6 protein-coding genes and 3 pseudogenes are annotated in these 11,175 nt (G+C 63.1%); 5 read left to right on the plus strand and 4 right to left on the minus strand.

What is annotated here, in order from left to right:
• Positions 1 to 390 precede the first annotated feature (390 nt).
• Positions 391 to 1,431: pseudogene (gene ftsZ / locus CWO89_RS33185) on the plus strand (cell division protein FtsZ); the annotation flags it as partial.
• Positions 1,432 to 1,766: 335 nt separating this feature from the next.
• Here ftsZ and CWO89_RS33190 read toward each other — a convergent pair.
• The 4 genes from CWO89_RS33190 to CWO89_RS33205 form a co-directional block, all read right to left on the minus strand.
• The gene (locus tag CWO89_RS33190; protein WP_245476695.1) at positions 1,767 to 2,318 is read right to left on the minus strand and encodes a hypothetical protein; all 552 of its coding nucleotides are present in this window, start codon (positions 2,316 to 2,318) and stop codon (positions 1,767 to 1,769) included.
• A 349-nt stretch (positions 2,319 to 2,667) separates the two neighbouring features.
• The gene (locus CWO89_RS33195; RefSeq protein ID WP_463703026.1) at positions 2,668 to 4,863 is read right to left on the minus strand and encodes an SLC26A/SulP transporter family protein; all 2,196 of its coding nucleotides are present in this window, start codon (positions 4,861 to 4,863) and stop codon (positions 2,668 to 2,670) included.
• Positions 4,864 to 5,114: 251 nt separating this feature from the next.
• On the minus strand, positions 5,115 to 6,029 hold the full coding sequence (locus tag CWO89_RS33200) for a phosphoribosylaminoimidazolesuccinocarboxamide synthase (protein ID WP_130582706.1): 915 nt from the start codon (positions 6,027 to 6,029) through the stop codon (positions 5,115 to 5,117).
• A gap of 65 nt (positions 6,030 to 6,094) precedes the next feature.
• Positions 6,095 to 7,012, minus strand: a complete 918-nt coding sequence (locus CWO89_RS33205; RefSeq protein ID WP_130582707.1) for a pirin family protein — start codon at positions 7,010 to 7,012, stop codon at positions 6,095 to 6,097.
• A 176-nt stretch (positions 7,013 to 7,188) separates the two neighbouring features.
• Here CWO89_RS33205 and CWO89_RS33210 point away from each other — a divergent pair, with 176 nt between their 5' ends.
• The 4 genes and pseudogenes from CWO89_RS33210 to CWO89_RS33225 all read left to right on the plus strand — a co-directional run.
• A complete protein-coding gene (locus CWO89_RS33210; protein ID WP_165421427.1) occupies positions 7,189 to 8,550 on the plus strand; it encodes an MBOAT family O-acyltransferase in 1,362 nt (453 codons plus the stop codon).
• Between the two features lie 4 nt (positions 8,551 to 8,554).
• Positions 8,555 to 9,439, plus strand: coding sequence for a hypothetical protein (locus CWO89_RS33215; RefSeq protein WP_130582709.1), 885 nt, complete (start codon positions 8,555 to 8,557; stop codon positions 9,437 to 9,439).
• Between the two features lie 86 nt (positions 9,440 to 9,525).
• Positions 9,526 to 10,586, plus strand: a pseudogene (locus CWO89_RS33220) (helix-turn-helix domain-containing protein).
• 147 nt (positions 10,587 to 10,733) lie between these two features.
• Positions 10,734 to 11,175 (plus strand): annotated as a pseudogene (locus CWO89_RS33225) (serine hydrolase domain-containing protein); the annotation flags it as partial.

Below are 11,175 nucleotides of genomic sequence, written 5' to 3' on the forward strand. Positions count from 1 at the left end.
CAGGCTCTACGACGCTGAGGTTCGTCATGGCTCCATTCACCCTCAGGCTCATAACCTGAAGGTCCGGTGTCCACTTTTCCGGATCATGCTCTTAACACTCTGTTAACCAACGCAGCCTAGCCTGCAGTCATCGCCCGGTCATCATCAGCCGATTACCGCCCGGTTCGTTCTAGGAGAACAGCCGATGTCCGTTGAGGCGCTGACATATGCCGCTCCAGGTGCCCGCCTGACAGTCTCGCCGGAGGCCGCTCGTTCGCTGGCCAAGCGATGCCAGTTGCCGTGCTCACTTTCGGATGATGGCAGGACCGAAGTGGAAACAGACCGCAGGGCTTGTACATAGCTGATCCGCGCCCTCTCATTCCCGACTTGCCGGAGCAACGTGAGGCAAAAATGACCCATACCATCGATATCAGGGAGATGAAGGCGCGCGTTGTCGTGTTTGGGGTCGGCGGTGCTGGCGGCAATGCCGTCAACAACATGATCGCCGCCGGGCTGAGTGGGGTCGACTTCATCGTTGCCAATACCGACGCGCAGGCACTTGGCATGTCGAGGGCCAAGCGCATCGTCCAGATGGGCAGCCAGGTGACCAAGGGTCTTGGCGCCGGCGCGCAGCCCGAAGTGGGGTGCGCTGCGGCCGAAGAGGCGACCGATGCAATCCGCGATCATTTGACCGGCGCGCACATGGTGTTTGTTACGGCCGGCATGGGCGGCGGTACGGGCACTGGGGCGGCGCCCGTTATAGCCAGGACCGCGCGCGAGCTTGGCATTCTCACCATTGGTGTCGTCACCAAGCCATTCCACTTCGAGGGTCAGCGCCGCATGCGCATTGCCGAAGCAGGCATTGCCGAACTATTGAAGGCGGTTGACACGCTGCTGATCATCCCAAACCAGAACCTGTTCCGGGTGGCCAACGAGAGAACTTCATTCGCGGATGCCTTCGCCCTGGCCGATCAAGTGCTTTATTCGGGCGTGGCATGCATCAGCGACCTGATAGTCAAGGAAGGTCTGATCAATCTCGATTTTGCCGACGTTCTCTCGGTCATGCGCGAGAAGGGCAAAGCCATGATGGGCAGGGGCGAGGCTTCCGGCGAGAAGCGCGTGCTCAACGCCGCTGTGGCCGCGATTTCCAATCCATTGATCGAGGACCCCTCGATCAAGCGCGCCAGTGGCCTCATAATCTCGATCTCCGGCGGCAAGGACCTGACGTTGTTCGAGGTCGACGAAGCCGCTACTCGCATTCGCGAACAGGCCGACCTCGACGCCAACATCATCGTCGGCGCCACTTTCGACGAAAGCCTGGAAGGCATCGTCCGCGTCTCGGTGGTGGCGACCGGCATCGATAATCTTGGCCCGGCGCAACGGACGCAACCGGCGGAAAGCGCACTTACCGAACTCGCGGGCAGGCTGCGGAACGACAACCGTCGCGTTGCCAACGGGATCGAGCGTGGCGCACCCGCGCCGCAATCAGAGAGTCCGCTGCTCCGCCCGACGACCCGCCATCCTGAAGGGCGACCGGCAGCGCCGATGTCGGAACATGCGCGCCATGCGGCTCCGCAAGGCGTCGATCCGTACGGCCGCTCCTCTCCCGGGCGGAATTTGATCGAGGAGAACCTTCTCGATATCCCGGCCTTCCTGCGCCGCAAGGCCACCTGAGCACGTGGTAGGAACCAAAGTAATTCTTTCCAAGTGCCGGAAGTAGACGGCTGCAAAAAGTCCGTCACACGCGCATCGAGGGTCTTCTTTGAGGTGCGCAGCGCGCCGATGTTCTACGCGGCTGTGCCGTCCGGGTTCTCTGCTGCTTCTTTTCCAACCTCCTTGTTGCGCGACAGCCATGCTGGAAGACGGAGCAAGCCAAGCAGGCGATCATTACTATCTTTTGGCAGCTCGGTTGGCGCCTCATTGGCCAGGCGCGGGAGATCCAGTGCAGCGTGGCCGACTCGCACCGCATCCGCGCGTCGGTCCAGTTCGCGCAATAAGGGATCGATGACGGCTTCGACTTCGGTCGCGACGGATGATAGAAAATTATTGAACTCGCGAGCTTCGGGCACGACTGCCGCGGCCATCTCGGTCGCCTCGCAGAGCTCGCTGATGACAGGTGTAAACGCTTTGCCGGTTTGCGCGATTCGCTTTTTTATAGCTTCGATTTCGCCCAGAACGTGATTGCGTTCGCGCCGAACTCTTTCCTCAGAAAGGCGGGCCTCGATCTCGGCGATCTGAGCCGTGAGTGTCGTGACATCGGATGCTAGTGCGTCGCGTTTTCCGCGCGCGCGATCGAGATCGCGGCTGAGAGTGCCCACTAGATCATTCTCTCCGGACATTTTTTGCTCCGCGTAGGACAGCCGTAACGCGAACCGTCAGCCTGGCAAACGAACGAATGGTAAGATCGGCCGACAAAGGCATCGACTTCGTTCGCGTCGCCGGAGCGGTGAATCCAAATTCCCTCCAAATCATTCGCATTAGGCGACCGTATGGTTAACAAGTGATTAACTTTCAATGTCCGATGCAACGGTGGTCCACCGGAAGAGAGAGCGGAAGCCTCACTTGAGTTGCGTCGAAGCCTAGCGGCGTAGGGTGGGCAAAGGCGCGCATAAGCCGTGCCCACCATCCGCACTCGAGCCAAAATGGTGGGCACGCTGCGCTTTGCCCACCCTACGGCATCGCGGCTATCTATCGCCGCAGCACTGCAATCGTGCGGTTGGCGAAGCTCAGGCGCTCGGCCATGATCGAGACGAAATAGGTCAGCAGCTTGTGGCTGAGCGCGGGGTCGTCGTCCCTGAGCGCTTCGAACTGATGCGTGTTCAGGACGTAGAGCACGCTTGCGACCTCGGCCTGGATGGTGGCGCTGCGCCGCGATTGCGAGACCAGGCCCATCTCGCCGACCGTGGTGTAGCGGCCGAGGCTGCGCACGCGGGTCGGGCGGCCATCATCGGCCGCGACCATCACGCCGACGCGTCCGTCCAGAATGAAGTGCATGGAATCCACGGCGTCGCCGGCGCGGACGATGGTCTCTCCGGCATCGACCTCGACGCGCTCGCAATAATGCATCAGCGCGCTTGCCTCCCGCTCGGAACCGAGAATCCCGGTGAACCAGTCGCGCAGGCTGGCTTCCTCCTGCTCCAGCCCGCGGTGCTCGGCGATGATCTCGTTCTCGCACCATTCCAGCGCATGATCGAGCTCGGGCTCGATCCTGACCTCGCCGGACATGAAGCCGCTCGAGCGCAAGGTCTTTTCGGCTGCTGGCGCCAGATACACCAGCAGCGGCTTGACGCCGCGCTCATCGGCGCTGCGCTTGATCTGCGCGAAGCTGTAGGCCGCCGATGAATCGATGCCGGTGACGAGCTTGAAGTCGAACACCAGATAGCGGCATTCCGGATGGCGTGCGAGCAGCGCCTTGACGTGCTGGTAGAGGCGGTTGGCCGAGCCGAAGAACAGATAGCTCTGCAGGTTCAGGCCCTGGATCTCGCTGCCATGGTCCGCCAGCAGGTCCAGATCATCGCGCGAGCGGTCCAGCGAGCTGCGATATTCCGTGCCGTCAAAACCATATTTGATCGATTCGATCCGCGCGGCGCTGAAGGCAAAGGTGGCGCAGCCGATCACGACGCCGATCAAAACCCCGGCCACGAAGCCCCATTGCAGGATGATGAGGATGATCGCGAGCAGCGACACATATTCGGTCTTCGACAGCCGCCGTCGCGACTCGACGATCCATTTGTGGAGCTGATCGGCGCCGAGATAGATCAACAGGCCGCCGAGCACGAATTTCGGCATGTAGCCCAGCAATTCGGGTGCGACCGCAAGCATCAAGAGCGAGACGACCGCAACCGTGATGCCGGAAAGGCGGCCGGTAGCGCCGCTGTTCAGACTGAGCAGCGAGCGGGTGGTGGAGGTGCAACCGGCGTAGCCGGCCAGGGCGCCGGTCAGGATATTGGCGAGGCCGGCGATATTGAGTTCCCGTTCCAGGTCGGCCTCGCGGTGCGCGGCGACCTCGATGCCGGTGGTGTTGAAGAGGGTGCTGGTTGCCGTCACGAAGACGACGGCGACGAGGTTGCCGAGCAGGTCCGGTACGGCATACCAGGGATAGTCAGCGAAATTCACCGCGCTCCAGGGCAGCATGAATCGGGTCGGAGGCGGCGGCTGAAAGGTCCAGCCCGCGGCCTGCGCCTCGGCGGGCGTAAGGCCGATGATCCAGAATGCGAGATGGCCGATGAGCACGCCGCCGACCAGGATCACCGGCAGTCCGAACGGACTGCGCGAGCGATGCCAGGTCAGGTACAGGATCAGCGCCATGGCGCAGGCGGCCGACAGCTCGGCGATGGTGATGACATTTGCGAACTGAGGTAGCGTCGCAAACTTCAGCTCCACGCCCGTGATGACCCTGACGGCGCCGAGCACGAGCAGGCAGCCGGTGGCGCCGAGAAAGCCGCCGACGACGGGATAGGGCACATAGCGGATGGCGCGGCCCATCCGCGTCACGCCGAAGCCGCACAGCACGATGCCGGTGATGATGGTGGCAAGCCCGAGCGTGATCAGGACCGGCGCCAGCATCGGCGCCGCTGGATTCGTGGCCGCTACGCGCTCGACCAGCGCGGAGGCGAGGATCGCCGTCATCGCCGCGGTGGAACTCTCGGGACCCGCGACCGCAAATGGCAGCGAGCTGCCGAGCGCGATCACCAGCGCCAGCATCGCCGATGAGATGAAGGTGGCGGCGACGCCGTAAGCGAGATAGGGCGACAGCGGTCCGGCGAAGATCAGAAGCGCGTAGGACAGGCCGAAGGTAATCGAGAGCACGCTGGCGGCGCTGCCGCCGATGATATCGCTGAACGCGCGACCAATCCGCGGACCGAGATTGACGTTTCGATGCACCACGCCTTGCATTTGCCCCTGATAGCCGCGTCACTGGTAAACGAGCGCAGCCGGCCGCGACAACAAGATTTTTGTGTCAATGCGTGCATTCGTCGTTCCCGCGGAGGGAACCTATAACTATGGGGCCCAATTGTTGAGTGACGTAGCCCGGGTGAAGCGAAGCGCAATCCGGGGGCGGTCTCGCCTGTGGATCGAGCTGTCCCGGCTTGCGCTTCGCTTCACCCGGGCTACGACGCTCGCAAATGACGGGGTCAGATTTTGAGGTCCGAACCCGTCACGCGCCGATAGGCTTCGAGGTAGCGCTTGCTGGTCGCCTCCACCACGCTGGCCGGCAATGGCGGCGCCGGTGCGTCGCCGTTCCAGCGGCCGGCGCGGCGCTCAGTGTCGAGATAGTCGCGCAAGGGTTGCTTGTCGAAGCTCGGCTGCGGCTGGCCCGGCTTGTAGACATCGACCGCCCAGAAGCGCGACGAATCCGGCGTCATCACCTCGTCGATCAGGATGATCCGTCCATCCTGGTCGCGCCCGAATTCGAACTTGGTGTCGGCGATGATGATGCCGCGCTCGCGGCTCACCTTTTCGCCGTAGGCGTAGACCGTGCGCGCCATCCGCTCCAGCGTGTCGGCAACCTCGCCACCGACGATCTCGCGCACGCGGGCCACCGTGATGTTCTCGTCATGCCCGGTCTCGGCCTTGGTCGCCGGGCTGAAGATCGCGGGCTCGAGCTTGGCGCTCTCGACGAGGCCAGTCGGCAGCTTTTCTCCAGCCAACGTGCCGTGCGCGGCATATTCCTTCCAGGCCGAGCCGGAGATGTAGCCGCGGATCACGCATTCGATCGGAAAGACGAGGGTGCGCCGGCACAGCATCGCGCGGCCCACGATATCGGCGCGATGGCCTTTCAGAGCGGGCACCTCGCGGATGATCTCGTCGGCATCGGCACTGATCATGTGATGCGGCACGGTGCCCTCGAGCTGGCGAAACCACCACGCGCTGATCTGGGTCAGCACCGCGCCCTTCATCGGGATGGTCTCGGCCATCACCACGTCGAATGCCGAGATGCGATCGGTGGTCAGCAGCAGCACGCGGTCGTCGCCCACGGCATAGATATCGCGGACCTTGCCGCGGCCGATCTGCGGCAAGGGCAGGTCGCTGGCGCGCATCGCATTCATCTGGTCAGACCTTCAAAGCTGCCGCCCGCGAGATTGCGGGCGACATAAAGCGACGAGGAGATAGCTCACTCCGGCAGCGGAATGAACTCATGTTCCTGCGGGACTGGCTCGAAACGTCCGGTTTTCCAGTCCTGTTTGGCCTGCTCGATCCGCTCCTTGCTGGAAGAGACGAAATTCCACCAGATATGGCGCGGGCCTTCCAGCGCGTCGCCGCCCAGGAACATCATCCGCGTGGGCTGCAGCGCCTTTACCGTGATGCGGTCGCCGGGCCGGAAGATCAGGAGGCGCGGGCCTTCATAACGTTCATTGGCGATCTCGACTTCGCCGTCGACGAGATAGATCCCGCGCTCCTCGTGATCGGGGTCGAGCGGCACGCTGGTGCCGGCTTCTGCCGTGACCTCGGTATAGAACCAGGGCGAGACCATCTCGACCGGCGAGGAGATGCCGAACGACGAGCCGGCGATGACGCGCGCGGTGAAGCCGCGTTCGCTGATCATGGGCAGGTCGCCGGCGGCATAATGCTGGAACGAGGGCGCGATCTCCTCCCTGGCTTGCGGCAGCGCGATCCAGCTCTGCAGGCCGAGCATCTTCTGGCCGTCGCGGCGCTGGACATCAGGCGTGCGTTCGGAATGGGCGATGCCGCGGCCTGCGGTCATCAGGTTCATCGCGCCGGGCTGGATCTCCTGGATGTTGCCCTCGCTGTCGCGGTGCATGATGCTGCCGTCGAACAGATAGGTGACGGTGGCAAGGCCGATATGCGGATGCGGCCGCACGTCCATGCCCTTGCCGGCGAGAAACTGCATCGGCCCGAAATGGTCGAAAAAGATGAAGGGGCCGACCATCTGCCGCTTGCCATGCGGCAGCGCGCGCCGCACGGCAAATCCGTCGCCGAGATCGCGGGTGCGCGGCACGATGACGAGCTCCAGCGCGTCGCAGGTCTTGGGATCGCCGAGGATCGGATCGTTGGAGGGAAGCCAGCTCATGAGGGGGGACTCCTTTTTCGTGGCCTTAATGATAGCAGGAATCCGCCGCCTGCACGCCATCATCCCGGACATGCCGCCCGGCGCCAGCGCCGGCGTTTCGCGTCATCTTGGCTTGACTTGGGAATTGCCGATGGGGCATGGCATGGGCTTCAAGGTTCCCGCGAGGCCCCCGGAACATGACTTTCACGTCGTGGCAATTCGGCTTGTTTGCCGCGATCGTATTTGTCGCCTACTACCTCCCGCCGGTGCGGCGGTTCCAGGTCCAGCTCCTGGTGGTCGCGAGCCTGTTCTTCTATGGATACGGCCAGCCTGAGCTGCTGCCGCTGCTCGCGGTCGCGGTCGGCGGGACCTACCTGTTCCTGGCGCTTTCGCTGCACGAACGCCGCTGGCTGCCGGCCGGCATCGTCTTCAACCTCGCCCTGCTCGCTTTCTTCAAATACAAATTCCTGTTTCTCGATCCGAAGGCGCCGGTGCTGGTCGACAATGCGGCGATCGACTTCCTCTTGAGGCTGCCGCTGCCGATCGGCATCTCCTTTTTCGTCTTCCACAACATCAGCCTCCTGGTCGACCTCACGCGCAGCAAGGCGCCGCGGCCGCCTCTTGCCGATGTCTTCCTCTACATCATCTTCTTTCCGCAGCTCGTTTCGGGGCCGATCACGCGTGCCGGCATGTTCATGCCGCAAATCCAGCCGAAGCAGCTTGCCGACGTGCCGTTCGTCGAAGCCACGAAATGGATCATCGCGGGCTTCTTCTTCAAGCTCTATGTGGCCAACAATCTCAACGAGATGACGGCCTATATGGACTTCCCGCTCTACGAGACGCTGCAAACGCAGGACCGCTGGCTGCTCGTTTTCCTTTACGGCTATCAGATCTACGCCGATTTCTTCGGCTATTCGGCGATCGCGATCGGTCTGGGGCTTCTGTTCGGTTACCGCCTGCCGATCAATTTCGATCTGCCCTATACGTCGCTGTCGTTTTCGGAATTCTGGACCCGGTGGCACATTTCCCTGTCGACCTGGCTGCGCACCTATCTCTACATCCCCTTGGGCGGCAACCGGCATGGACGTATCAGGACCTATCTCAACCTGATGATCGTGATGGGGCTCGGCGGCCTCTGGCACGGCGCGGGATTCAGCTATCTGGCGTGGGGGCTGGTGCACGGGTTGTTCCTGGTGATCGAGCGGCCGTTCCTGCATGTGCTGCAGGCGATCGATTCCGTGCCGCTGCGCCTCTTGCGCATGGGCGTGGTGTTCTTCTGCGTCACCATGGCCTGGATCTTCTTCAAGCTGCCGAATTTCGATCATGCGCTCGCCTATCTCACCGGCATGTTCACGCCGACCACCAATCCGAATCCGCCAAAATTGTTCTACAATCTTGCGCTGCTCTACGCGCTGCCGGTCCTGCTGCAGCATATGCGCATCGCATCGCTGTTCGAGACCGCGCTGATGCGGTGGGAGCCATATGTCTATGGTGCGCTGGTCGCGCTTGCCTATCTTGAGGCGGGGCCGGAGAGTGCCTTCATCTATTTCCAGTTCTGATCGCATGGAAAAGCAGCCGAAACCCACCGCCTGGTTGATCAAGAGCGCCGTTGCGGCCGCGCTGCTGCTGCTCGCCTGCTGCATCGCGACCGCGCGGTTCGGACACACGTTGCAATTGCCGGCAACGACGGCGCGCGATGGCGCGCTCGTCATCGTGAATCGCTATGTCGACAATCCCGTTCCGGATATCGTGTTCGTGGGCAGCTCGCTGACCTTCCGGCTCCGGGAGGAATATTTCGAAACGCCGCGCGTGGGGAATCTAGCATTCGCCGGCGGGTCGCCCGTCACGGCGCTCGAAATCCTCGCGAGCCAGCGGCAGCTCCCCAAGCTGATCGTCGTCGAGATCAACATCTTGTCCCGTGCACCGGATGCGGAGCTGGTGAAGCGCTTCTCCACCAAGGAAGGGCACGAGGCGCTGTTCTTGCGTCCGATCCGGACCGCCGTTGCTGCCTATGAGAACCGGGTGCATGCCCCCGTCACTCACGCCCAGATCGCGGCCCGGCTGAAAAGCCTGCTCGAGCAGCCGCCCGGCAATTTCGACAACCACGTCTATCTGGAGCGGGCGATCGGAGAGATGGAGTCCGAAGACCCGAGCGCCGCCGCCAAGGTCAATATCGAGATGATCCGCCGGCTGATCGAGGTGCTGGAAAAGCGCGGCGCCCGCGTGCTGCTGATGGAAATGCCCTACGCCGCGCCGATCGAGACGTCGCTCTATGTCAGGACCACACGCGAGCTCGTCTATCGCGCGTTTCCGGATCAAAGCCGCTGGCTACCCATCGACGTCGATCGTAACGAACTGCGATGGGACGACGGCGTGCACCTGGACGCGCGATCGGCGGTGCTGGTCAGCCGCTACTTCGATCAACGCTTCTCCGCCGCGCTGAGGTGAGGCCGGCCGGTGGCCTATTGAAAGACACCGTTCGACGGATGATGCTCGGTGAGTGCCGTTCAAGTCTCGGCCGAACGGATTGAACGATGACAACAGCCGCACTCGAACTCTGCCTTCGCGCCGCCAGCGTAGCGCTGCTGCTGGTGCTTGCGGCGTTGCTGGTCACTGACTTCAGGAGGATGGTGGCGGGGCGGCTGGCCGCGGCGCTTGCGCTGGGCTCGGCGGCGCATGCCGCAAGCTATTCGATCGGCGCGACCTCGCTGCCATCGGTCTGGCACGCGCCGCTGATCGCGCTTTCGACCGCCACCGTCGTGGTGTTCTGGCTGTTCACGCGCGCGCTGTTCGACGATGATTTCAAGCTGCGCCGGTGGCACGGGCGTGGTCTGGTTGGCGGTCGCCGCGTTCAGCTTCGCGAGCTGCGTGTGGCTCTCTCCGTCAGGGAATGCGCGCCTGCCCATCATCGCGACCAATCTGCTTGCGATCGGTTTCATCGCGCTGGCGGTTGCGCAAACCGTCACATCATGGTCCGCCGATCTGGTCGAGCGGCGTCGTCGCATCCGGGTGTTTATCGTTTGCGCCGCCGCGCTTTATGGCGGCATCAACGCGCTGCTGCAGATCGCGATCGCGGGCAGCAACGCGGGCGAAATTGCCAATACCATCAACGCCGCCGTGCTCGCCTGCATCGTCGCCGCCATCGCGTATTTGATGATGCGCATCGACGGCACCGATCTATTCCCGGCCGCGGCCAGACCCGCGGACGTGCCGAGCCAACCGACCGCGATCGAAGGCGCCGCCGACCAGAGACTGGTCGATGCGCTGATGCGGCTGATGGCGGACGAGCGGATCTATCGCCAGGAGAACATCCACCGTCGGCACGCTGGCCTCGAAGCTCAAGATACCGGAATACAGGCTGCGGCGGCTGATCAACCAGCGGCTCGGCTATCGCAACTTCAATACCTTCCTGAACAATCACCGGATCGAGGAAGCCAAGGCCGCACTGGCCGATCCGGCGCAGGCCGAAGTTCCCGTCATCACCATCGCAATGGATGCCGGCTTCCAGTCGCTCGGTCCGTTCAACCGCGCCTTCAAGGCAGGGACGGGGCTGACGCCGACCGAATATCGCCGCCTCAAGGCATCGGCGGCCTGACGCGTCGCTCATTGTAATCATTGCATAATTTTGAAATCGGCGAGGCCGTTTCAGCTTTCGGCCAGCGCCATTTGCAAATCCGGCGAGCGGGCGGCGGCTGCGTTGCGCTTCCTCTTGGGCGATGAACGACCAATCCCGGAGGCAGCGGTGACCCGACGAAAGCTGATCTTGATCCTTGCTGCCACCGCCACGGTCAGCGCGCTGGCGCTCTCCGTCGCGTGGGCGCGGGAGGTGCCGAAAGTCACGACGGGCTTTGTCGCCGGCATCCTGTGTTCGGAGATCTTTGTCTCCGGGCTCGAGCCCGAGAGGATCCTTGCCGAGACGACAGCGGCAATGCCCGGTGCCGGCCTGATCTCATGGGCGCTCGGCTATCGCGTGGACCGCGCCAGGCGCGACGTCACGGTGACATTGCTTGGCCTCGGCCGCAGCCACGCCGTCTATCGCGAAGGGTTCGGCTGTTATCTCGACCACGGCACGCGGGCTGCCGAGTTCACGTTGTCGCCGGATAGCAAGCAGCAGCCGCTGCTGCCTGACATCGCGGGTCCCTCGACCGTCGCGCCGCAGACTCCTGACCTAGTGGTCTATCACA

Origin of the sequence: Bradyrhizobium sp. Leo170 (genome assembly GCF_004296405.1) — a bacterium.
GTDB lineage: Bacteria > Pseudomonadota > Alphaproteobacteria > Rhizobiales > Xanthobacteraceae > Bradyrhizobium.